24 protein-coding genes and 1 tRNA gene are annotated in these 23322 nt (G+C 57.7%); 10 read left to right on the forward strand and 15 right to left on the reverse strand.

Features of this window, described 5'->3' with window-relative positions; all coding sequences use genetic code 11:
- The first annotated feature begins 115 nt into the window (after positions 1-115).
- Both TU86_RS05985 and rpoS read left to right on the forward strand, forming a co-directional pair.
- Positions 116-940: a peptidoglycan DD-metalloendopeptidase family protein gene (locus TU86_RS05985; protein ID WP_048363380.1), complete on the forward strand. Its 825-nt coding sequence runs from the start codon at positions 116-118 to the stop codon at positions 938-940.
- 103 nt (positions 941-1043) lie between these two features.
- Positions 1044-2048, forward strand: a complete 1005-nt coding sequence (rpoS, locus tag TU86_RS05990) for an RNA polymerase sigma factor RpoS (protein WP_048363381.1) — start codon at positions 1044-1046, stop codon at positions 2046-2048.
- 603 nt (positions 2049-2651) lie between these two features.
- Here the strand turns inward: rpoS and TU86_RS05995 are convergent.
- From TU86_RS05995 to TU86_RS06005, 3 genes are read right to left on the reverse strand one after another with little or no spacing between them, the layout of a single operon-like run.
- Positions 2652-3701 carry an alkene reductase gene (locus tag TU86_RS05995; RefSeq protein WP_048363382.1) on the reverse strand — a complete coding sequence of 350 codons (1050 nt, stop codon included), beginning with the start codon at positions 3699-3701 and terminating at the stop codon, positions 2652-2654.
- A gap of 20 nt (positions 3702-3721) precedes the next feature.
- Entirely contained in the window at positions 3722-4888 is a 1167-nt protein-coding gene (locus tag TU86_RS06000; RefSeq protein WP_048363383.1) for an MFS transporter, read from the reverse strand.
- Between the two features lie 11 nt (positions 4889-4899).
- Positions 4900-5202, reverse strand: a complete 303-nt coding sequence (locus tag TU86_RS06005) for an ArsR/SmtB family transcription factor (protein WP_048363384.1) — start codon at positions 5200-5202, stop codon at positions 4900-4902.
- 156 nt (positions 5203-5358) lie between these two features.
- Between TU86_RS06005 and TU86_RS06010 the strand changes: the two genes are divergently transcribed.
- Positions 5359-5961, forward strand: a complete 603-nt coding sequence (locus tag TU86_RS06010; RefSeq protein WP_048363385.1) for an acyl carrier protein phosphodiesterase — start codon at positions 5359-5361, stop codon at positions 5959-5961.
- Here the strand turns inward: TU86_RS06010 and TU86_RS06015 are convergent.
- Together TU86_RS06015 and olsB are read right to left on the reverse strand one after the other, a co-directional pair.
- The gene (locus TU86_RS06015) at positions 5953-6747 is read right to left on the reverse strand and encodes a lysophospholipid acyltransferase family protein (protein WP_048363386.1); all 795 of its coding nucleotides are present in this window, start codon (positions 6745-6747) and stop codon (positions 5953-5955) included. The two genes, TU86_RS06010 and TU86_RS06015, sit on opposite strands and share 9 nt — an antisense overlap.
- Entirely contained in the window at positions 6747-7502 is a 756-nt protein-coding gene (olsB, locus tag TU86_RS06020) for an L-ornithine N(alpha)-acyltransferase (protein WP_048363387.1), read from the reverse strand. The genes TU86_RS06015 and olsB overlap by 1 nt, the downstream gene beginning before the upstream one ends.
- Positions 7503-7765: 263 nt before the next feature.
- Between olsB and TU86_RS06025 the strand changes: the two genes are divergently transcribed.
- The 4 genes from TU86_RS06025 (at position 7766) to TU86_RS06040 (ending at position 11654) form a co-directional block, all read left to right on the forward strand.
- A complete protein-coding gene (locus TU86_RS06025; protein ID WP_048363388.1) occupies positions 7766-8356 on the forward strand; it encodes a YceI family protein in 591 nt (196 codons plus the stop codon).
- A gap of 1 nt (position 8357) precedes the next feature.
- Positions 8358-9512 (forward strand): phospholipase D-like domain-containing protein, encoded by a 1155-nt coding sequence (locus TU86_RS06030; protein WP_048363389.1) that lies wholly within the window; start codon positions 8358-8360, stop codon positions 9510-9512.
- A 137-nt stretch (positions 9513-9649) separates the two neighbouring features.
- Entirely contained in the window at positions 9650-10285 is a 636-nt protein-coding gene (locus TU86_RS06035) for a LysE family translocator (RefSeq protein WP_048363390.1), read from the forward strand.
- An 82-nt stretch (positions 10286-10367) separates the two neighbouring features.
- Positions 10368-11654 carry a GGDEF domain-containing protein gene (locus TU86_RS06040; protein WP_048363391.1) on the forward strand — a complete coding sequence of 429 codons (1287 nt, stop codon included), beginning with the start codon at positions 10368-10370 and terminating at the stop codon, positions 11652-11654.
- 304 nt (positions 11655-11958) lie between these two features.
- On the opposite strand, the gene TU86_RS06045 is transcribed toward TU86_RS06040, so the two are convergent.
- From TU86_RS06045 to TU86_RS06060, 4 genes are all read right to left on the reverse strand, one after another.
- Positions 11959-12032: transfer RNA gene (locus TU86_RS06045), tRNA-Gly, on the reverse strand.
- A gap of 67 nt (positions 12033-12099) precedes the next feature.
- Entirely contained in the window at positions 12100-12984 is an 885-nt protein-coding gene (locus TU86_RS06050) for an alpha/beta fold hydrolase (protein ID WP_048363392.1), read from the reverse strand.
- A 103-nt stretch (positions 12985-13087) separates the two neighbouring features.
- Positions 13088-13780, reverse strand: coding sequence for a pseudouridine synthase (locus tag TU86_RS06055; protein ID WP_048363393.1), 693 nt, complete (start codon positions 13778-13780; stop codon positions 13088-13090).
- A gap of 33 nt (positions 13781-13813) precedes the next feature.
- Positions 13814-14038 carry a cysteine-rich CWC family protein gene (locus tag TU86_RS06060; RefSeq protein ID WP_048363394.1) on the reverse strand — a complete coding sequence of 75 codons (225 nt, stop codon included), beginning with the start codon at positions 14036-14038 and terminating at the stop codon, positions 13814-13816.
- Positions 14039-14187: 149 nt separating this feature from the next.
- Between TU86_RS06060 and ung the strand changes: the two genes are divergently transcribed.
- Positions 14188-14880, forward strand: coding sequence for a uracil-DNA glycosylase (ung, locus tag TU86_RS06065; RefSeq protein ID WP_048363395.1), 693 nt, complete (start codon positions 14188-14190; stop codon positions 14878-14880).
- A gap of 17 nt (positions 14881-14897) precedes the next feature.
- On the opposite strand, the gene TU86_RS06070 is transcribed toward ung, so the two are convergent.
- Genes TU86_RS06070 through TU86_RS06085 form a run of 4 tightly spaced genes read right to left on the reverse strand, consistent with a single transcriptional unit; the run spans position 14898 to position 18929 of the window.
- Positions 14898-15929, reverse strand: a complete 1032-nt coding sequence (locus tag TU86_RS06070) for an AbrB family transcriptional regulator (protein WP_048363396.1) — start codon at positions 15927-15929, stop codon at positions 14898-14900.
- Positions 15922-17436 (reverse strand): tripartite tricarboxylate transporter permease, encoded by a 1515-nt coding sequence (locus tag TU86_RS06075; RefSeq protein ID WP_048363397.1) that lies wholly within the window; start codon positions 17434-17436, stop codon positions 15922-15924. Before TU86_RS06075 ends, TU86_RS06070 begins: the two co-directional genes overlap by 8 nt.
- 1 nt (position 17437) lies before the next feature.
- Entirely contained in the window at positions 17438-17896 is a 459-nt protein-coding gene (locus tag TU86_RS06080; RefSeq protein WP_048363398.1) for a tripartite tricarboxylate transporter TctB family protein, read from the reverse strand.
- A gap of 55 nt (positions 17897-17951) precedes the next feature.
- Positions 17952-18929, reverse strand: coding sequence for a Bug family tripartite tricarboxylate transporter substrate binding protein (locus TU86_RS06085; protein ID WP_048363399.1), 978 nt, complete (start codon positions 18927-18929; stop codon positions 17952-17954).
- A gap of 489 nt (positions 18930-19418) precedes the next feature.
- Here TU86_RS06085 and TU86_RS06090 point away from each other — a divergent pair, with 489 nt between their 5' ends.
- Both TU86_RS06090 and TU86_RS06095 read left to right on the forward strand, forming a co-directional pair.
- Positions 19419-20090, forward strand: coding sequence for a response regulator (locus TU86_RS06090; protein WP_048363694.1), 672 nt, complete (start codon positions 19419-19421; stop codon positions 20088-20090).
- Positions 20083-21492: a sensor histidine kinase gene (locus TU86_RS06095; RefSeq protein WP_048363400.1), complete on the forward strand. Its 1410-nt coding sequence runs from the start codon at positions 20083-20085 to the stop codon at positions 21490-21492. Before TU86_RS06090 ends, TU86_RS06095 begins: the two co-directional genes overlap by 8 nt.
- Here TU86_RS06095 and TU86_RS06100 read toward each other — a convergent pair.
- Together TU86_RS06100 and ygfZ are read right to left on the reverse strand one after the other, a co-directional pair.
- Positions 21485-22306 (reverse strand): HDOD domain-containing protein, encoded by an 822-nt coding sequence (locus TU86_RS06100; protein WP_048363401.1) that lies wholly within the window; start codon positions 22304-22306, stop codon positions 21485-21487. The genes TU86_RS06095 and TU86_RS06100 overlap by 8 nt on opposite strands.
- Before the next feature lie 32 nt (positions 22307-22338).
- Positions 22339-23280 (reverse strand): CAF17-like 4Fe-4S cluster assembly/insertion protein YgfZ, encoded by a 942-nt coding sequence (gene ygfZ / locus TU86_RS06105; protein ID WP_048363402.1) that lies wholly within the window; start codon positions 23278-23280, stop codon positions 22339-22341.
- Between the last annotated feature and the right edge of the window lie 42 nt (positions 23281-23322).

Here is a 23322-nt window from a genome sequence, read left to right on the forward strand (position 1 = left end):
GGCGCGTTTACAGTTCAGCTTTACTGTCTGTAAAAGCGATGTTGCCAGTTATACTGCGCCACTTTTGGCCGCCACTGGCCTTCTAATATTTAGCCACCATCAAAGGGAGCGGCGGGTGAGTCTCACAGTCATTGCGCAGCGTATGAATACCAAAAGCTATCAAAGACTGGTGGTCGGTCTATTCCTGAGTGCCACACTCGCCTTGTTGGCGGCCTGCTCCAGCACGCCTAAAAACGGTGTGCGGGTCGTTGATCGCAACGGTGTGGCACAACGTCCCGCGGTGACCACCGGGCAGTACGTTGTGCGACGTGGCGATACGCTATTCTCGATTGCGTTTCGCTACGGTTGGGATTGGAAGGCATTGGCCGCACGCAACAATATTGGTGCGCCGTTCACCATTGTTCCGGGTCAGACCATCCGTTTTGATGGCCGTGCGGGCACTCGACCGGCGGCAGTTGCCACCACCGTTACCTCGCCTTCTTCGGGGAGCAAGACCACTGTGATCAAGCGCCCGGCGACCACGACCAAGACGCCTGTGGTCACTGCGCCTCTACCCGCAGGCCCCGCGCCCAAGGGCTGGGGCTGGCCTGCAAATGGTATTTTGATCGGTAAATTCTCTTCAAACGGTAGTTTGAATAAAGGTATTGATATCGCCGGGGATTTGGGACAGCCTGTTTTAGCTGCGTCTGATGGCTCAGTTGTTTATGCCGGGAGTGGATTGAGGGGCTACGGCGAGTTAGTCATCATTAAGCACAGCGATACCTATGTCAGTGCCTACGGTCATAACCGTAGGTTATTGGTTCGGGAGGGGCAGCAGGTCAAGGTTGGTCAGACAATTGCCGAAATGGGGTCAACTGGTACAGACCGGGTGAAACTTCACTTTGAAATTCGCCGTCAAGGTAAGCCTGTAGATCCACTGCAATTCCTTCCACGCCGTTGATCAGTTACCAGCCTGTTCCTGATGTAGCAAAGGAATGGGCTCCAGCATTGCCAAGGATCGGTGACGCTAGAGCTTGAGGTCGAACTCAACAAAGGACTATAAAATGGCTCTCAACAAAGAAGCGCCGGGGTTTGACATCGACGATGAGGTGCTCCTTATGGACGCTTACACCGTCGCGGACTCGATGTCAGAAGATGATGCTTCATCCCCTGCAGTTCGTACCAAATCTAAAAACTCATCTGCTTTAAAACAGCACAAGTACATTGACTACACCCGAGCGCTTGATGCGACTCAGTTGTACCTCAACGAAATTGGCTTTTCCCCGTTACTCTCTCCCGAAGAGGAAGTCCATTTTGCGCGCTTGTCGCAAAAAGGAGATCCGGCCGGGCGTAAGCGCATGATTGAAAGCAACTTGCGATTGGTGGTTAAAATCGCCCGACGCTACGTCAATCGCGGGCTTTCGCTGTTGGACCTGATTGAAGAGGGCAACTTGGGCCTCATCCGGGCGGTTGAGAAATTTGACCCTGAACGCGGGTTCCGCTTCTCGACATATGCCACCTGGTGGATCCGCCAAACGATTGAACGGGCGATCATGAATCAGACCCGTACCATTCGTTTACCGATCCACGTTGTAAAAGAGCTTAACGTTTACTTGCGCGCTGCACGTGAACTGACCCAAAAGCTCGATCACGAACCCTCCCCTGAAGAAATCGCCAATCTGCTCGAAAAACCAGTGGCTGAGGTCAAGCGCATGCTGGGTCTCAACGAGCGGGTGTCCTCGGTCGATGTTTCTTTAGGCCCTGATTCCGATAAGACCCTGCTCGATACCCTGACGGATGATCGTCCAACAGATCCTTGTGAGCTGCTGCAAGACGATGATTTGTCGCAGAGTATTGATCAGTGGTTATCGGAGCTGACGGACAAGCAACGTGAGGTGGTGATTCGCCGCTTTGGGTTACGCGGTCATGAAAGCAGCACGCTGGAAGATGTAGGGCTGGAAATTGGTCTGACGCGTGAGCGTGTCCGCCAGATCCAGGTTGAGGGTCTGAAGCGCTTGCGTGAGATCTTGGAAAAGAACGGCCTTTCGAGTGAGTCGTTGTTCCAGTAAGCAATTTGACCCTTTAAAAAACCCGGCCATGTGCCGGGTTTTTTACATCAGCTAAACGCGATATTTCGACCTCGACCCCCTTCAAAGCCGCTGTTGAAATGGAATGTCACGAACACAATTGAACTTTTGCTTCATCGTTTTGTAAGTCATTACTTACTCTTGTTGTAAGCCAATGGTGGTGAAGTGTTTTATTTATGGCTTTTTCTTACATTGCTTATTTCATAACCTATTGATTAATATGGCTTTTAATATTAGTTGAGGTTCTGTGGTGTAATAAAAATCTATAACTGGTGTGGTTGCAGCTGCTTTGGAAATCTTTAATATCACAACTGTATCGACGGATCGATACAGCGTTCAAGGATGGACGTTGAAGGACATCGCAGGATGCGATTCATCAGGATGATGAAAGGGAAAAAAGGGATTAAGGAATAAATGTGGGCGGGTCAAACCGCCCCTTTTTTTCAGATAACTGCCAGGGACTGTCCGAAGTCTGCATGATGTTTTTTTCGGCAGCGCGTGACCCCCCTCTTAACAGCAAAACGCCCAAGGTCGATGACCTTGGGCGTTTTGTTTTGTGTCACAGGCATTCAGAGCGTGTGGCGTTTACAGGGCAGGGTAGTCGATGTAGCCGACAGCGCCCTTCGAGTAAAACGTTTCTGGATGCGCTTCATTGAGTGGTGCATCAACTTTCTGGCGTGCAGGCAGGTCTGGGTTGGCGATAAAGGGCACACCAAAGGCCACCGCATCCGCTTTACCCGCCGCCAGCCATGCGTTGGCGCTGTCCTTGGTGAAACCCTCATTAACGATGTAAGGGCCGCCGAAGGCTTCTTTCAACTGCGGGCCGATGCTGTCCGGGCCTTCTGCTTCGCGTGAGCAAATAAATGCGATGCCGCGCTTACCCAGTTCACGGGCCACGTAGCCAAAGGTTTCAGCCAGGTTTTTATCGCCCATGTCGTGCAGGTCAGCCCGTGGCGACAGGTGCACGCCTACGCGGCCTGCGCCCCAGACGTCGATTGCAGCGTCAGTGACTTCCAGCAGCAAGCGAGCGCGGTTTTCGATGCTGCCACCGTATTGATCGGTACGCTGATTGGTGCTGCTTTGCAGGAACTGGTCAAGCAGATAGCCATTGGCGCCGTGAATCTCTACACCGTCAAAACCTGCAGCTTTGGCGTTCTCTGCGCCGGTGCGATAGGCCTCAACGATGTCGGCGATTTCGGCCGTTTCCAGTGCACGCGGGGTGGGGAAATCAACCTTTGGACGCACCAGGCTCACATGGCCTTGAGCCGCAATGGCGCTTGGAGCGACAGGCGCTTCGCCATTGAGGTAAATCGGATGGGAAATGCGACCCACGTGCCACAGTTGCAAGAAGATCCGACCTCCGGCTGCGTGCAGCGCTTTGGTGACATTGGTCCAGCCGCGAACTTGATCGTCGGACCAGATCCCCGGAGTGTCGGGGTAGCCCACGCCAAGCGGGGTGACCGAGGTTGCTTCGCTAAGGATCAGGCCGGCCGATGCCCGCTGTACGTAGTATTCAGCCATTAACGCGTTAGGAACTCGTCCCTCATCGGCGCGACAGCGGGTCAGCGGCGCCATGATGATGCGGTTGGGCAGTTGGAGGTCGCCCAGTGTGATTGGATCGAAAATCGTGGTCATGTCTGTAGCCCTCTCAAAGATCAGTGTGTGGCAGTGGCCAGTTCGGTGTTACCGCCCTGGCGAAATGTAATCAGGGTCACCAGCAAAGCCAGTACCGCCAGGGCGGCTGCCGCCAGTGGCACGCTGGTAAGGCCGAAACCGTGGGCAATTACGCTGCCACCCACCCAGGCCCCAAGTGCGTTGCCCAGGTTGAAAGCGCCAATGTTCAGGGTCGACACCAGATTGGGGGCCGCTTTGCCGAATGTGACGACGTTGACTTGCAGTGCCGGTACGGCGGCGAACGACGCGGTTGCCCAGAGGAACAGGGTGATCTCGGTCGGGATGATCGCCACGCTGGTCCAGGTCAGTACGGTGGAAATCACCGCCATGGCAATGAACACGCCGATCAGGGTTGCGGCCAGGCGCTTGTCTGCCAGTTTGCCGCCGATGATGTTACCCACGGTCAGGCCCAGGCCGATCAGTAGCAGGGTCCAGGTCACGCCACGCGGCGAAACGCCTGTGACATCGCCCAACAGGGGCGCCACATAGGTGAACAGGGTGAACATGGACGCTGCAAACAGTGCCGTCATGATCAGTGAAAGCCAGATGCCTGCACCTTTGAGGGCAGCCAGTTCAGCGCGCATGTCGAGTTTTTCTTCGTCGCGCTTGGCTGGCAAGAAGCGAATCAGGCCAATCAATGCCACTACGCCAATAACGGTGACGGCAAAAAATGTCGAGCGCCAGCCAGCGGCCTGCCCCAGTGCGGTGCCCAGCGGCACGCCCAACACGTTAGCCAAGGTCAGCCCGGTAAACATCAATGCTACGGCAGAAGCACGCTTGTTGGCGGGCACCAGGCCTGCGGCGACCACCGAGCCAATCCCGAAGAAGGCGCCGTGGCACAGGGCTGTCACCACGCGGGCAAACATCAATACGTTGTAATCGCTGGCCAATGCACACAGCAAATTGCCAACGATAAAAATGCCCATCAACGCTACCAGCGCAGCCTTGCGCGGTAATTTTGCCGTGGCCAGTGCCATGAACGGTGCACCAATGGCCACGCCCAGTGCATAGCCCGTCACCAGCCAGCCAGCGCCGGGTATGGACACGCCAAGGTCGGTCGCGACATCTGGCAGCAAGCCCATGATCACGAACTCGGTGGTGCCGATGGCGAAGGCGCTGAGCGCCAGAATGAGGAGCGAGAGGGGCATGTAAATCCTTGTTAAAGCGCTTGGTTAAGTTTGGCGAGGAAGGCTTGAATGGTGTCTTCGTTGCGTTTGAAAAAGTGCCATTGACCGTGCTTTTGGCTGGTAATCAGCCCAGCGCGTTGCAGCGTCGCCAGATGGGCCGACACCGTGGACTGCGACAGGCCGCAGTGCTGGTCAAACTGCCCGGCGCAAACGCCGTGCTCGGTGGAGTGCAGCTGGTCGGGGAACGAGGTCTGCGGATCTTTCAGCAGATTGAGGATTTCTCGGCGTACTGGGTGTGCCAGCGCTTTTATTATTTCGTCGAGGTCGATCGTCATGGTGGCAGTGCTCAATGAGGTACAACGTTATATCGCGATGAGGCGAACTTTAAATCGTTATATCGCGATATACAAATATGATTTCGATCTGAGATCAGTTCGAATTGGTATATCGGGTTATAACGATATTGGGAGAGCAGTGCTAAACTGCGCGGCATGAATTATCTCGCACATCTGCACCTGGGCGGCCAGCGCCCTGAAGAATTACTCGGCAGCCTGTACGGCGACTTCGTGAAAGGACGCCTGCAAGGGCAATTTCGGCCGGATATCGAGTCGGGTATACAACTGCACCGCAGCATTGATGTGTTCACCGACCATCATCCGCTGGTTGATCAGGCGCTGGCGCGTTTTAGCCATACCCGTCGTCGCTATGCGGGGATTGTGCTCGATGTGTTTTTCGATCATTGCCTTGCCCGGGACTGGACCCACTACGCCGAGCAGCCGCTGGAGCGCTTTACAGCTGACTTTTATCGGGTGCTGAAGGCCCAGGCGCATTTACCGAGTCGCCTTGCGCGCATTGCCCCCCACATGGCGGCCCACGATTGGCTGGGTTCCTATCGGCATTTCGAATCGCTTGAGCAGGTGTTTTTCGGTATCTCCCGGCGTTTGTCTCGCCCGCAAGAGCTGGCGGGCGCCATGCAAGACCTCAACGCTCTGTACAAGCCACTGAGTGAAGACTTTTACAACTTTTACCCGCAGTTACAGGCTTACGCGGCACTGCAATTGCGTCGCGCGCACGACCAGCCCCCGTCAGTGTGATAGCACAGCGGTCTCACAGTCAGTCTCGGGCGTCGCAACGGGTGTACCCATCAACACACGACTGATAGCCTCCTGCGCTCTGAATGCCAGCACTGCGCGCTCTTGCTGATCGCTGGCAATCGGTTCCAACACGTGAATTTCGACGTCGGCCTGGGCGTGGCTGAACAAGCGCATCAAGTGCGACACCAAATCGTCATTCCCGATAAACGGCGCGATGGTGTCTGGCTCGCCATCACGGACATAGCGGATGGCAACCGGTTGCACAGGCACATGACTGTCGATGGCCGCCGACAACAGGCGCCCGTGAAAGGTACGCACCGAGCGCCCATCAGTGGTCGTGCCCTCGGGAAACATCAAGAGCGGCAGCGGCTGCTGCAAGTGCCGGGTCATGTGCTCGCGAACCCGCTGACTGTCGCCCGCGCCACGGCGAATGAACAGACTGCCAGCCTTGGCGGCCAGCCAACCCGCCACGGGCCAGCCGCGAACCTCGGCTTTGGACAAAAACGATAAAGGGGTCAATTGCCCCAGCAGTGCAATATCAGTCCATGACACATGATTGCTGACCCATAGCATGGGGGTTTGAGGCAGTTGCCCGAACACTTTGATGCGATAGGGTAGGGCATTGCTCAAACGGCTCATGAAAAATTGTGACCAACGCTGGCGCCGGTTCATGGTGCTGTTGAGTTTTAGACGCTCCATCAGCCCAAACACACTGGCCATGCCCAGCCCCAGCGCGACCACCAGCAGCACGCGGGTCACTCGGCCATAACGACGCAACCGGCGCATTACATGGCCGCCTTGAAGTGGCGTGCATAGCGCGGGCAGAGTTCGTCACGCTTGAGCAGGATAAACACATCGGCGACCTGAAAGTCTTCGTCCCAGCACGGCTCGCCGCACACCTTGGCACCCAGGCGCATGTAGGCTTTGAGCAGGGGGGGCATTTGCGCGATGAGGTTGAGGGGCACGTCGTGCGGCGGTAACGGTTTTTTCGGTTCGGCGCGTAAGTGCTCGGTACATAAATATCGTTCACGCAGGCGCTGCATGATCGCCTGTGCTTGCACGCCACCATCCTGCATCGGGATGCTGGCGCAGCCCATCAGGTAGCGATAGTTGCCCTGGTTGAGCACCTCGGCCAATTCCGCCCACAACACCGCAATCGTGCCGCCATTGCGGTAGGCCGGGTCTACACAGGTGCGGCCAATCTCCAGGATCGGTCCTTGCAGATGCGCCAGCCCGTGCAAGTTGAATTCTTCTTCGCTGTAAAAGTGGCCAATGCTGCGTGCGGCGGCGTGATCCAGCAGACGGGTGGTAGCGACCAGTTGGCCGCTGTTTAAGTCGCGTACACCGATGTGCGCGCAGTGCGTGTCGAATGCGTCTTGGTCCAGCCCACTTTCGCCGCCTTTGAGCGTTGCTTTGAGTTCATCGCTGAACACACGAAAGCGCAGCGCTTGCGCCTCGCGCAACCCTTGGGGGTCGACCAGACGCTCTGCCAGCAGGCGTCGTGCGTGAACAGTGTCGCGAATGCGGGCGATCTGAGACATTGCCAATCTCCATGCAGGCCTTTGCCCGCTTAGGGTTGCTGCCAATCGACTGAGGAGTGCAACCTCAGGCTAGGCAGGCGCAATGTCATCGCCATGACAGTTGGATGATGCTTGCATGACAGACGCTGCGGGCGTTTGAGGCCAGATGAACTGTCGGGGTAAGTTAACGTCCTACACGATGCGCGAAAAAAACCTAACGCACGGCTTGCATGTACCCGGACTAGGGGTAATGTTCGCCCACGTCTACTGGCTAAAGAGTCCTTATGTTTAAAGCGTGTTTATCTTCTGTTGGCGCGGTGTTACTGACGCTCGGCGTGAGCCTGCCCGCGCAGGCCAATTGGTATCTGGATGGTGAATCGTCGCGTTTGTCGTTTATCACCACACAAAACGCCAACGTTGCAGCTGTGCATCGATTTTTGGTGTTGCACGGCAAAGTGGATCGCAAGGGGCAAGCGCAAGTGCGTATCGAGATGGATTCGGTCAACAGCGCGGTGCCGTTGCGCGACGAACGCATGCGTGACGTGTTGTTCGATTTCAAGCACTACCCCGAAGCGCAAATCACGGCGCAAATCGACCTTCAGCCCCTCAATGATCTGGCGCCTGGCGCCCAATTTGAGTTGCGTTTACCGGTCACGGTCAGCCTGCGCGGTAAGCAACACACCTATGATGCCGAGTTACTGGCCACGCGCCTGGATGAGCATCGCTTTCAAGTGGTGACCCTGGAACCGCTGGTGGTACAGGCCGAGGATTTCGGGTTGCAACCCGAGCTGCAAACCTTGCGTAAATTGGCCGGTTTGTCGGCGATCAGCTTTTCAGTGCCGGTGGGTGCGGTGCTGATTTTCACGGCGCGCTGAGATGGCAGGGGCCGTGTTCCCGTGGCGCAGTGTCAATCGCTTCGAATTGTTGATCGACGGTCCGCAGTTTTTCCCGCGTATGCTCGCCGCCATTGCCCAGGCACAGGGCCATATCGATCTGGAGCTGTATTTGGTCGAAAGCGGGGCCTGTGCAGACGCGATCGTGCAGGCCCTGGAGCATGCCGCCGAGCGCGAGGTGCGGGTGCGCTGCCTGTTTGACGGTTACGGCAGTTTGGCGTTTTCCTTGAGTTTGCGTCGCCGCTTGATCGACGCTGGCGTGGAGCTGCGCTTTTACAACCGCATCAGTTGGCGCAAGGGGTTGAATAATCTGTACCGCGATCACCGCAAGTTGTTGTTGGTGGATCAGCAATTGGCTGTGGTCGGTGGCACGGGCGTGACCGATGAATTTTGGCAGCCGGGTACCAATACCTGCGACTGGCATGAAGTGATGGTCGAGATTCAAGGGCCGTTGGTGCAGGACTGGCAGATGCTGTTTGACCGGCAATGGCGCGCCAATATCAGCCGCAAAGCCTGGAAACCCGCCACGCACTTCGGGTTGTCCCATTTGCCCAGGGTGCCCGAGCAAGGGCCGGGGATGGGGCGGGTGGCGTATGCCGATGCGCATCAACACCGCGATATTTTGCAGTCGCTGGTCAGGGCAATTAACAGCGCCAAACAGCGAATCTGGTTGGCCACGCCTTATTTTCTGCCGACCTGGCAAGTGCGCCGCTCGTTGCGTCGCGCGGCGAGCCGTGGGGTAGATGTGCGCTTGCTGCTCACCGGTCCTCGTACCGATCATCCCTCTGTGCGATACGCCGGTCATCGCTACTACCCGCGCTTGCTTAAGGCAGGGGTGCAAATTTTTGAGTATCAGCCGTGTTTTTTGCACCTCAAAATGGTGCTGATCGATGACTGGGTGAGTATTGGTTCGTGCAACTTCGATCACTGGAACTTGCACTTCAACCTTGAGGCCAATCTCGAAGCGCTGGACCCGGCCTTGACTCAAGCGGTGGCTACAAGCTTTGTCAGTGACTTCAAACAGAGCCAGCCGGTCAGCTTGGACGCCTGGCAATCGCGTCCTCTTTGGCGGCGGGTCAAACAGCGCATCTGGGGCTGGGTTGACCGCTTGGTGGTCAACATAGTGGGGCGTCGCTAACGCGTGCCCGGATTGTTTGAGGCGGCGATAAGCGGTTTTAATTCAACAGGCGGTTACAGAGTGTTCAAGAACGTGCAGAATCGAGGCGCTCGACGGCCAATTGGAGAGCGTGAGTACGATTTCTGGAGCGTTTTTGCATGACACTTTCGTTGTTGTTGGCGGTACTGGCCTCAGGCTTTATTTATGGCATCACACCGGGGCCCGGGGTGTTGGCCGTTTTTGGGATTGGTGCGGCGCGTGGGCGTCGCGCGGGCGCCGGTTTTTTGTGCGGGCACTTGCTCGGTGATGTGATTTGGTGCAGTACGGCATTGATTGCCATCGTGGGTGCGCGGGAGTTCGGCAGCGCCGCATTTAACGTGCTGGGTTTATTGAGCGGGCTGTACTTGTTCTGGTTAGGGCTGCGTGCCGTCCGTGCGCAACGCAACAGCGGAGCGCAACAAGGTCCGGCTCGCCAACCGTTTGCCCACGGTATTTTTTTTGGCCTGACCAACCCCAAAGCCTATCCCGTGGCAGTGGCCACTTTTACCGCTTTGCTTTCCAGTCGGGCAGAGCTTTTGACGTGGGCGATGTTGCCCTGGCTGATAGCGCTCAGCTTTGTGGGCGGCGCGCTGGCTTACGCCATTTTGGTCGCGGTGGTTGGGGCCAGCCAGGTGCGGGCTGTGTATCAGCGCCATGAATTACTGATTACACGCTTGTGCGGCGTCATGTTTATAGGCTTTGCCATTAGTGCCTTGGGCCATGCATTGCCCGGGTTGTGGTTGAGTCTTGGATGAACTGAGTGGCAAGGATTCACTCGGCGGGTATTACGTAAAAGGATGACGCATGAGGTTTCACCTTCTGGCTTAGAGCTGCCCCATGGATATTAAAAGCTACCTGGCTCAATCCAGCGTTATTGATTTGTTGCTCGATGCCGTATGTGTGGTCGATCGTCAGGGGCGCTTCATTTATGTCAGTGCCGCCTGCGAACGCATTTTTGGTTATGCGCAGGACGAATTGATTGGCACCCGCATGATTGACCTGGTGCTTCCCGCCGACCGCGAGCGGACCCTTCAGGCGGCCAAAGAAATCATGGGCGGTGAACCCAAGCTCAATTTCGAGAACCGTTATGCGCGCAAAGATGGGCAGGTGGCTCATATCCTGTGGTCGGCACGTTGGTCGCAGACCTGGCAGATGCGCATCGCGGTGGCTCGCGACATCACCGAGCGAAAGCACGCGGAGTCTCGCCAGCAGGCATTGTTTGATATCTCTGAAGCGGCGCATAACGCCGAAGACTTGATGCAACTCTTCAAGCGGGTGCATCAGTTGATCGGCCAATGGCTGCCGGCGTTGAATTTCTCAATAGCGCTGTGCGACACCCCTCAAGGTGACTTGAGTTTTCCTTATCTCGTCGATGATCACCCTCAACGAGAGAGGGACGAGGTCAGCCATTTTAGTGAGTTAGTCATTCGCAGTGGCCAGCCTCTGTTGCACAGCGCGCGCGATACGGCCTCATGGCTGGGTGTGCCCTTGGCCACCCACAAAGGCATCATTGGTGCGGTGTTGGTCAAGAGCTCTTTGGGAAACGAGCGGTATACCGAGCAGCACAAAGAATTACTGCAATACGTGTCCACTCAAGTGGCGGCGGCCATAGAGCGAAAGCAACTGCATACCCGCTTGCAGTACTTGGCCCAGTACGATGCCTTGACCCATCTGCTCAATCGCGAGTCGTTGTATGAGCGCTTGCACAGCGCATTGGCCAAAGCCAAACGGGATAAGGGTTTTCTGGCAGTGCTGTATGTCGACCTGGACCATTTCAAACAGATCAATGATCGTTATGGGCATGGTTTTGGCGATACCTTGTTGCAACACATTGCCAGGCGCTTGCAGCATTGCGTGCGCGAGAGCGACACCGTCGCGAGGATGAGCGGCGATGAATTCGTGCTGGTGCTGGATAACCTCAAGCTGCCAGAACATGCGCTGATCGTAGCGGAAAAAGTCCGTATTAATCTCAGCCTGCCGCTATTGATCGAGGGACACACGCTCAATGTACTGCCCAGTATCGGCGTGGCGATCTACCCCGAGCACGGCGACCAGGTGCCGCAATTGCTCCATCATGCCGACACGGCCATGTACAGCGTGAAAAGGCAGGGACGCACGGTATGAGGGAGGTTGCAGTGCATTATTTCGATGTGACGCGTCCGGGCTTTGGAGGCCGGCTTGATCGTAGTACCGGCGGCCGTGCTGGATGGCCATTCAGGAGATCGCTGTAGGCAGGTGAGTTGTGCTTTTGCCCAGTCGAACGCGCTAGCGAGCCGGGACAGTGATGCGAAGGACGTGGATTGCGCTCGAACGGCAGTGGAGGTTGTTGCATTGCGTCACGTTGTGGGAGTCCTGTGTAGGGGGACTACGCGACTGTCTAGAGACTTGCTCAGTTGATTTAAGTGAAATCAATGAGTTTGGAGAAAAGTGGAGCGGGTGAAGGGAATCGAACCCTCGTTATCAGCTTGGGAAGCTGGAGTAATGCCATTATACGACACCCGCTCAGAGCGGCTGACTTTGTACCAGAACGCGGCCTGTTTGAGAAGTTTTAATTCCAGAAATCGTTGACTTACGCGCTCATGCAACAGGGCGTGTGTGAAGGTTTGCTCTGTATGAATGCAGATACAGCCATCGGTTGCAGGAAGTTGAGCAGGGCGCTTTTACAGTGTTGGCTGGCGCTGGCGTGCTCCATGTCCAGAAAATGCCCGGTGTTTTGTACGGCAATGAACTGGCTGTTCGCAATAGCGTCTGCAAAGTGGCGCGCATCACTGGCGGCGGTGTATTCGTCCCAGGCGCCATTGATGAACAGCACAGGGATTGCAATGCCGTATGCGTCACCCAGAGTGTTCAGGCCGCCGGCGCTCAGCAGTTGTTCGATGTGAAAGTGCATTTGTGCGTATTCGTGATCGGCAAGGTTACTGATATGGCGAAAGTTGAAGCGTTTGAACAGGTGCGGCAAGTGTTTGCCCAGCGTGTCATTCACCAGGTTGCCGAGCAGCGTGCGGTTGCCCGCAGCCAGGCCCTGGCGACCGCGTTCCAGGTAGTCGTACATCGCGTGGTTCACGCGGTGTGAGAACGAGCTGATGACGGCTTTTTCGATGCGTCGGGGCGTGTTGGCCAGCGCCGTAAGTGCGACCAGCCCGCCCCATGAAAACGACAGCAAAAATCGGGCATCAAAGTGCTCGATCAATTCGAGCAGCACCTGCGCTTCAAGCTCATTGGTCAGCAGCGTTTGATGGCGGTTGTGCTGCTTTGACTGGCCCGCATACGGCTGGTCGTACAAGACGACATTCAGCGCGGGGTGCAGGTTTTTTAAGGTTTTGGCAAATGACGCAGTGGTGGCCATCGACCCGTTGACCAGAATGATCGTGCTTTGAGCCGTTTCACTGCGATACAACTCAGTGTGAATTCGATACTGACCTTGAATGTCGAGCACAGCGATTTCAGGCGTCATGGCGGCATACTCCAGCGAGCCGAGCGTCGGTTAGCCTGACGATGAACCTCAAATGTGACAGTCGATGGTGGCGGTGCCAACGGTGCGATAGACGGCCCAACGTTTAAAACAAGGCGATTTCTTGCGGGCTGAGCGCTCGATACTCACCGGGTGCCAGCCCTTTATCGAGGCTCAGCGCTCCAATGCTTTCGCGGTGCAGGCGCAGCACTTTGTTATTGAAGTAACCAAACATGCGTTTGACCTGATGGTAGCGCCCTTCAACGATGCTCAACCGGGCGCTGTGCGCACTGAGCACATGCAGCTCAGCGGGCAGGGTAGTGAGGTCTTCGTAGGCGAAGTAAATGCCTTGTTTGAACGTGGCTGCATACGCGCTGCTGATCGTTTGTTCCGTTTCGACGTAATACACCTTGGGCAGCTTGGTTTCTGGCTGGGTCACGTGGCGTGACCAGTGGCCATCGTTGGTAATGAGCATCAACCCGCTGGTGTTGAAATCCAGTCGCCCGGCAATGTGCAGGTCTTCCTTGTCCGGCTCGTTCAATAGATCGAGCACCGTTGGGTGCTCCGGGTCCTGGGTGGCGCTGACGCAGCCGGGCGGTTTATGCAGCATGAAGTACCGCGCCGCTTTACCGGCTTGCAGGGTCTGCCCGTCGAGTTCGATGCGATTGAACGCACGCACTTCATAATGCGGGTCGCTGATGATCTGCCCATCCACCTGAATGCGCTTTTCGATCAGCAACAGGCGAACTTGCTGGCGGTTCAATTGCGGCAGGTTGCTCAGGAAACGGTCTAAACGCATAGCCTTCGATCACATGAAAGTCAGGAGCGCATCTTAACGGCTGACGCCTGCATTCGATGCAGCAAGTTGCTTGAGCACCCCGGCGCAGCGCGGGCAAAGGCACGTCGCATTGCGCAGTTCGGGAGCAAGCGCCTCAATGACGTTGGGGGCAATCGTGACCTCAAAGCACCAGCACGGGCTGGCGGATGGCTCATCATTGCCGACCATCGCGCATTGGTTGCTGGCGCCGCAGGCAGGGCACAGGCTGGGTGTCGACATGGGAGGGCCATAACGCGTAGGGTTCAGGCCGATCTTTATACAACATTTAAGCCGTAACCATGATGTGCGGCGACCACACGTCCCTGATTGCATTGACAAGCCAGACGCGCTTTTTTAGTGTCCGCACCCTAGTTTTTCGAGTAATAGCCATGACGCTGGACGACCGTATAAAAATCGAACCCCTCTGGAAGCAGGCATTGCGTGAGGAGTTCGAAAAAACCTACATGGGCGATCTGCGTGAGTTCCTGCGCCAGGAGCACGCGGCGGGCAAAGAGATCTACCCGCCTGGCCCACTGATTTTCAACGCGCTGAACTCGACCCCGCTTGATCAGGTCAAGGTGGTCATCCTGGGACAGGACCCCTATCACGGTCCCGGTCAGGCGCACGGATTGTGTTTTTCTGTGCAACCCGGCGTGCCCGCACCACCGTCGCTGGTCAACATTTATAAAGAACTCAAACGCGACTTGAATATCGACATCGCCCCGCACGGCTGTTTGCAGTCATGGGCGCAGCAGGGGGTTTTGCTGCTTAACACGACCATGACGGTGGAGCGCGCCAATGCCGCCTCCCATGCCAAAAAAGGCTGGGAACACTTCACCGACCGGATTATTCAGGTGGTGAGTGAGCAACAGCCCAAACTGGTGTTTTTGTTATGGGGCGCCCATGCCCAGAGCAAACAGAAGCTGATCGATGCCACCAAACATCTGGTGCTGACGTCGGTGCACCCGTCGCCGCTTTCTGCCTATCGCGGATTTATCGGCAACGGGCACTTCAGCCGCACCAACAAGTTTCTTGAGCAAAACGGCCTGACGCCCATTGACTGGAAGTTGCCTGACGCTTGAGGCAGGGCGGCAAGCCTTCAGGCTTTAAGTCGCACCCAGTATTGGTAGAGGGGTTCGGCGAGAAACAATACAAACAGCAAACGCATGACTTGCAGGGCCGTGACCAACGGCACGGACAGTTGCAACACTTCGGCGGTGAGGCTCATCTCCGCGATCCCGCCCGGCATCATGCCCAGTGTCATGGAGCGCAGGTCCAGCTGGGTGAGGGCACTTAAACCCACGGCGCAGGTACTGGCGATCAGCATTGTCAGCGCTGTACCGAGCAGCGTGCGCCCGATGAACGACGGTGCGCGCCGAAAGAACGCGCGATTGAAGTGACAACCCAGACCACTGCCGATCAGCCATTGGCCTGCCTGACTACTGCCTTCGGGCAAGCCGGTGTGCAAGTCGAACAGGATACTGACGCTGGCGCTGATCAGCAGTGGTCCGAACAACCACGGGTTGGGCTGACGCAAGCGTTGCCACAGCCAGGCCAGTAAGGCGCCCGCCGGAAACAGCACGGCCAGCCAAAAAACATCAACCGGGGCGGGGTGCACGGCCGGTGTGCCGCCACCCAACATGTATTTGAACGCGGCGGGCACACACAGCACCACGGCCAGCACCCGCAAACTCTGGCCCGCAGCCACGCGGCTCAGCACCGCGCCGTTGCGTGCGCCAAGGTTGACCATTTCGCCAGAACCGCCCGGCATGCTGGAGAAAAAGGCGGTGGCTCGGTCTTCGCCGCTGCGCCGCATGATCCACACGCTGATGATGCTCGACACGCTGGTCAGTAACGCCCCCAAAAAAATCAGCCAGAAGTGCGCGAGCACCTGTTCCATCACCCCGGGTGTGAAATGCAGACCGATACCAATGCCGACAATCCATTGCCCGCACTTTCGGCCGCCCGGGATCTCGGCCAGTTGCCACGGGCTAAGGCAGCGCACCAGGATGATTGCCAACAACGACCCCACCATCCACGGGAGGGGCCAGCCGATCAGGCTGGCGAGGTAACCGCCGGCCAGACCGACCAGCGGTGTTGCCCACCACTGTTTGAACCTGGCCTCAGGCATTGGCCAGTGCACGGCGTTGAGCACTGCGTTTGCGCCAGATGCGCACAATCGGCAGCAGCAACATGAGGCTGGTCAGCACCCACACCCCCAACGTGATAGGGCTGGACCACAGAATGTCCAGCGCACCGTTGGAAATCGACAGCGCACGGCGCAGGTTCTGTTCCATCAGGCCACCCAGAATGAAGCCCAGCAGCACCGGCGACAGCGGGAAGTCGAGCTTGCGCAGGATGTAACCGAAGATGCCAATGCCGATCATCAGGAACAGGTCGAAGGTGGTGGCATGCACCGCATACACACCAATGGCGGTAATGATCGCGATCACCGGCACCAGCGCCCAGTTCGGCACGGCAAGAATGCGGGTGAAGATGCGGATCATCGGAATGTTGAGGATCACCAGCATGATGTTGGCGATAAACAACGACGCAATCAGGCCCCAGACGATGTCGGGCTGTTGTTGAAACAACAAGGGGCCGGGCGTGATGTTGTACAGCGACAACGCACCGATCATCACGGCGGTGGTGCCCGAACCCGGTACACCCAGCGTCAGCATTGGCACCAGAGCGCCACAGGCCGAAGCACCAATCGCGGTTTCAGGGGCCGCCAGGCCGCGCATGTCGCCTTCACCGAATGTACCCGTGGTGCCCGCCAGACGCTTTTCGGTCATGTAGGCCACGGCGCTGGCCAATGTCGCGCCCGCACCGGGCAGCACGCCCATGATGAAACCGAGCAGGCCGCAGCGAATATTCACGGCAAATACCGCTGCCGCTTCTTTGACGTTGAACATCATGCGGCCCGTGGCCTTGACCGCCTCCTGGCCGCGATGGGTTTTTTCCAGCAGCAAGAGAATCTCGCTGATGGAGAACAACCCCAACACCAGCACGACGAACTGAATGCCGTCAGTCAGGTGGATGTTATCGGCGGTAAAGCGGTACACACCGCTGTTGGCGTCGATCCCCACGCACGACAAAAACAAGCCGATCAGTGCGGCGATAAAGGTTTTGAGCGGTCGATCACCTGCCATACCGCCCAGGCACACGATCGCAAACACCATCAGCACGAAATACTCGGCGGGTCCGAAGGCGATCGCCCATTTGGCCAGCAGCGGCGCAAACAGCACCATGCCGCAGGTGGCGATAAAAGCGCCGATAAACGAACTCCAGGCCGACAGCGACAGCGCCACACCTGCCAACCCTTTGCGGGCCATCGGATAACCGTCCAGAGTGGTCATTACGGTAGACGCTTCGCCGGGAATGTTCAGCAGGATCGAGCTGATCCGCCCGCCGTACTCACAACCCAGGTACACCGCGGCCAGCAAAATCAGCGCGGATTCGGGCGGCAGCCCCAGCGCAAAGGCAATCGGAATCAGCAGCGCGACCCCGTTGATCGGGCCCAACCCCGGCAGCAACCCCACCACGGTGCCGATCAACGTGCCGCACAGTGCCGTGATCAGGTTGTACGGGCTGAGCGCGACGCCGAAGCCCTGGCCCAGATAGCCAAAAGTATCCATATCAGTTCTCCAGAACGTCGAGCAGGCCGAGGGGCAGCGGAACATCCATCGCTTTATCGAACAACAGATAAAGCCCCACGCTCATCAAGCTGATGATCACCACGCTGGGCAGCCAGCGCCCGCCGTACAGGCGTGCCATCGGGATGCCAATCAGGATGCTGCTGAGGATGAAACCCAGCGGTTCAAAGGTGCCGGCAAAGATCAGCAACAGCACGACGCACACGCCGATTTTGATCAGGGTGTCGCGGTCCAGTTTCGGGTCGTCTTCGCTGTGCACCACCGGGGTTGGGCGAACGATCATGTAGATCAGGCCCAGCCCCATCAGGCCCAGCATCAGCAGCGGAAAGGCGCGCGGGCCGACGGGTTCGTACGAAAAAGCCGCCTGATACGGCCAGGCCATCAGCGCCAAGCCGACGCAGGCCAATAGCAGCACGGAGGCAAAAATGCGTTGTAAGAGCATGGTTCACTCCTGTGCCGCGCTGCGGGTGTGCAGCGCAGCTCTTTGGCAGTGGCGGTTACTGGATCAGGCCGAACTCTTTGGCCAGCACTTTGTAGTCGCTCACCTGTTGTTTGACGTAGGTGTCCAGCTCGGGGCCAGTCATGGCGAACGGAAAGAGTTCGCGCTGATCGCGCAAGGTGGCGAACTCTTCAGAGGCCAACAGGGTGTCGAAGGCGTTTTTCCACCACGCGTAGTCTTCGTCGCTGACTTTTGGCCCCAGATAGAAACCGCGCACCACAGGCCACACGATGTCGTAGCCCTGCTCTTTGGCGGTCGGGATGTTTTTCATCTCCGGTTCGTCCAGGCGCTCTTTGGAGAACACGGCGAGGATGCGCATATCACCGCTTTGGATGTGCGGCATGGAGTCGGAAATGTCCGTACTGCCCACCTGAATGTGCCCGCCCAACAACGCAGTGGCGATTTCACCACCGCCTTCGAGCGCGACGTAGCGCAAGTCACGTGGGTTGATCCCGGCGGCTTTGGCGATAAGCGCAGTTTGCATCCAGTCCTGGCTGCCGACGGTACCGCCGGAGCCGATGACCACTTTGCTCGGGTCTGCTTTGAGGGCTTTAACCAGATCGTCGAGGTTCTTGTACGGCGAGTCGCTTTTCACGGCAATCGCGCCGTAGCTGGTGCCGACGGCTGCAAGCCAGCGCACGGCACCCTCATCAAAGCGCCCAAATTTCCCTTGGGCCAAATTGAGCAACGAGCCACTGGACCACGCTACCAGCGTGCCTGCATCGCCGGGTCGTTGGGCAACCACGGCGTTGTAAGCCACCGCGCCCACGCCGCCCGGCATGTAGGTGACGCGCATGGGTTTGCTGAGCAGTTTTTCGTTCACCAGCGCGCTTTGCGCCAGCTTGCAGGTCAAGTCAAAACCGCCACCGGGGGAGGCTGGGGCAATGCACTCCGGGCGTTTGGGTTCGGCGATGGAGGGGCCAGCGAACAACAGGCAGCTGGCAGCAAGAGCAACGGCGCGCAGTGATGGATTCATGTTGTCTCCAGGGGAGTTGTTGTTTTTAGAAGAAGGGCGGGCCCTATCGCACGAGCAGCCGGGTTTGACCGACGCGCACGCTTAACGCGGGGCGACAGAGCCTGTGGGTCAGGCCCATGACTGTACCGATCGAGGTGAATTGGCGAATACGAAGTAAACGGACAGGCCAGGTGGCCCGAGGCTGTAAAGCCGGCATGAAGAGGTGCTCCATTATTGTTCTTATTGGCGAAAACGCTTCGAGGCGTTTTTCGGGTTGCTACGGCATTCAGGGCACGGGTAGTTGTAACTGCCCATTTCACGATCCTAGTGGGCGAACCTTTCGCCAACCTTTCAACCGCCGTTCATCCCGTTTCATCCTTTTTCTGACTTCACAGCCTTGCAGGCGTCTGTACACTCCGCGCAAAGAAACGCAGGGCCTGAGGCTGTTCAGCCGTACTTAAAAGAGGCGGCATGTGGGCAGGTCCCAATAAAAATAATGAGGATGATCCCATGCGCGTGCTTTTGGTCGAAGACCAGCCACAGCTGGCGGACAGTGTTGCTCAAGTGTTGAAAAGTACCGGTTTGACGGTGGATGTTTTGCACGATGGCGTGGCGGCCGATTTGGCGCTGGCCAGCGAAGAATATGCCGTGGTGATTCTGGATGTCGGGTTGCCACGCATGGATGGTTTCGAGGTGCTTGCCCGTTTGCGCGCGCGGGGTAAAACCCTTCCCGTGTTGATGCTGACCGCGCGCAGCGACGTCAAGGACCGCGTGCACGGGCTTAATTTAGGGGCGGATGATTATCTGGCCAAACCCTTTGAGCTGACTGAGCTTGAGGCGCGGGTCAAGGCGTTGCTGCGCCGCAGCGTATTGGGCGGTGAGCGTCAGCAGCGGTGTGGCGCGCTGGTCTACGACCTTGAGACGCGGCGCTTCACGCTGGGCGATGAGCTTGTGACCCTGACGTCGCGCGAGCAGGCAGTGCTGGAGGCGCTGATTGCGCGTCCCGGGCGGGTCATGAGCAAGGAGCAGTTAGCCGCCCAGGTGTTTGGCCTGGATGAAGAGGCCAGCCCCGACGCGATTGAAATCTATGTGCATCGGCTGCGTAAAAAACTGGATGCCCAGAAAGTTGCGATTGTGACGTTCCGTGGTCTGGGTTACTTGCTGGAAAGCCGTGATGCGTAAACTCGACAGCTTGCGCTGGCGACTGCTGTGGCACCTGACGTTGCTGTTGGTGGTGTTGATGCTGGCGAGCAGTTTGAGTGCCTACTTCAATGGCCGCGAAGCCGCTGACACCGCCTATGACCGAACGCTGCTGGCGTCTGCGCGTACCATTGCGGCGGGGCTGTCGCAGCGCGATGGCAGCCTGAGTGCCGACGTGCCTTACGTTGCACTCGATACGTTTGCCTACGACAGCGCGGGACGTATCTATTACCAGGTCAACGATATTCATCAGCGCCTGATCTCCGGCTACGAGCATCTGCCCGGCCCCCCGCCGGGTACTTTACGCACCGACGATTACCCGGCGCTGGCGCGTTTTTATGACGCTCAATACTTGGGGCAGAACGTGCGTGTGGTCAGCTTGCTCAAAGCGGTGAGCGAACCCAACATGAACGGCATGGCCGAGATCCGGGTGGCTGAAACCGATGAGGCGCGCGTATCGATGGCGCGCAGCCTGATGGCCGACACCTTGTTGCGCCTGGGCATGCTGGGCCTGGGCGCTTTGCTGGTGGTGTGGTTTGCGGTCAGTGCGGCGTTGCGGCCATTGGAGCGTTTGCGCACCGCCGTGGAGGAGCGCGAGCCGGATGATTTGCGGCCCTTGCCACGGGTCCCGGTGCAGCGCGAGTTGTGGCCGCTGGTACAAGCCCTCAATCATTTCACTGAGCGTCTGCGCGGTCAGTTTGAGCGTCAGGCGCAATTCATCGCCGATGCATCCCATGAGTTACGGACACCGTTGGCCGTGCTTAAGGCTCAGTTGGAGTTGGGCTTGCGTGCCCATGAGCCGGATACGTGGCGCAGCACCTTGGCGCAGGCGGTGCAAGGCACGGATCGGCTGACGCATTTGGCCAATCAATTACTGTCGCTGGCGCGTATTGAGAACGGGGCGCGCGCGATTGCAGAAGGGGGCGCGCAATTACTGGACCTCAGTCAACTGGCACGCGAACTGGGCATGGCGATGGCGCCGCTGGCCCATGCGCGTGGCGTGGCGTTAGCACTTGAGGCCGAACACCCGGTGTGGATGCACGGTGAGCCGACATTGCTCAATGAGTTACTCAGCAACCTGATGGACAACGCATTGGCCCACACCCCGGTCGGCGGCAATGTGATATTGCGCGTCATCGAGCCGGCGGTGCTGGAAGTTGAAGACGATGGGCCGGGCATTCCCTATGAAGACCGCGAGCGCGTATTTGAGCGGTTTTATCGCCGCAACCCGATGGTTGCAGGCTCGGGGCTGGGGTTGGCGATTGTGGGTGAGATCTGTCGCGCACATGTGGCGCAGATCACCCTGCACGATGGCGCGCAGGGGGGGCTGAAAGTGCGGGTCAGTTTTGTGCCTGCGACGGTGGCGCGCAGTGACGTCAGATAAACATGCTGCGGGCGGTGTTCAATTCATCGTGCAGCTTGGCGCTCATGGCATCCAGGCCCAGTTTCTTGAAGGAGGGCAATGCGTTCAGTTCAACCTTGGCAATGGCGCAATGGTCATTTTGATGGGTGAACACCGTAGCGATTTGCACCAGATCAATGTAATCGAGGTTGTCTGAATTGCGCGTGAAGTCCAGGTACTGGCCGGGTAGCTTGACCAGCATTTCAGGGAACTCCCACACGCTGAGCAGTTTGTCGCCGATCAAGGGGTGGATGTTTTCGATGACGTGATTGAGCGACACCGGGTCCGAGAGCAGTTCGTTGTGCTCTTCGGCGTAGGTCAGAATCGGCAGCACCCCAATTTGATGAACCAGACCGCCCAGTGCAGCCTGATCCGGTTTCAGTTGGGTGTAGCGTCTGCACAAGGCATAACAGATGCCAGCGATTTCCAGGCTTTGACGCCACACCTCGCGCATTTTCTGTTCGACCACGTCAGAGCGTGCATGGAAGATTTGCTCCATGACCAGCCCGATGGCCAGGTTGCTGCTGTAATTGACCCCCAGGCGCGTAATGGCTGTGTGCAGGTCGGTGACTTCCTGAGTGGCGCGCAACAGCGGACTGTTAACCACTTTAATCAGGCGGGCAGACAGCGCGGTGTCACGGCCAATGACTTTGCTTAAATGACTGACACTGATATCAGGGTTTTCAGCGGCCTTGCGGATGTTCAAGGCTACTTCGGGTAGCGTGGGCAGAACCAGGTCATCTTTATCAATAGCCTGAATCAAATCCTTTTGGACTTTATGCGCCAACGTGCTCATTTCTGTTCTCTGGGGGTTTCAAGGTACGGCAATTAGCGCTGGATCTCGCGATCACGGTCCAGTTGATAGGGCAGGTCCATCAGCGACAGCGCAGGCCCTTGTAAATCACCGACATGCACATCGCCTGACTGCGCCGCTTCGGCTTGCAGAACGGCCAGTAATTCAACACCGTGTTCGCTTCGGGCGCCGATCACCACTTCGCCAATGGCGCTGCTATGAGTGGGGGCAAACAGCGGAGTTCCCGGTAATGGCACGTCATTGCCTGTAAGCGACAGGCGGTAGAGGTGGCGTTTGAGCTTGCCCAGATACTGCATGCGCGCAACGATCTCCTGACCCGTGTAGCAGCCTTTTTTGAAGCTCACGCCGCCCACTGCCTGCAGGTTGATCATTTGCGGGATAAACAGCTCGCGGGTTTGCGCCATGACTTGGCCGATACCGGCGCGGATCTGGCCCAGTAGCCAATCATTAAGCTCGGCTTGAGGCAACTGAGCCTCCAGTTGGCGAGTCAGGGTGGGCGCCTGCTCGGCAGGCGCCCACAGTTCGGTACGGCCTTCAGAGGCGCGAACCGCGATCAAGTCGTTGGCGCGCGCTACGCTGTCGGTGTCGGCAGGCAGGTGCAGGCCCAGGCTCGCAAGCACGTGGTCGGCCTGTACCAGGCCAAAACGCACCCAGTTAGTGCTGTCATCGGTGAGCGTGGACTTTGAAAACACGGCGTACTTTTTCAGGTCGGCCAATTGTGGTTCTACCAGTTCGCGGGCCATCGCCAGCAAGCAGCCGTCGGGCTGAAGGACGATGCGGAAACTCGATTGCATCCGGCCTTTTTGCGTGCAGCGGGCGCCGAGGCTTGCGCGCGTGTCGCTCAAGTAATTGAGGTTGCAGGTCAACTGCCCCTGTAAAAACTTGCTCGCGTCATTGCCGCGAACAGCAAGCACGCCTTCGTGCGTCAGGGTGCAGAAAAAAGCAGAGTCGGCCATGGTTCATCGCAGGTCAAAAAGTCTGGGACACATCATAGAGGT

It is taken from the genome of Pseudomonas weihenstephanensis (assembly GCF_001043055.1).
Lineage (GTDB): Bacteria > Pseudomonadota > Gammaproteobacteria > Pseudomonadales > Pseudomonadaceae > Aquipseudomonas > Aquipseudomonas weihenstephanensis.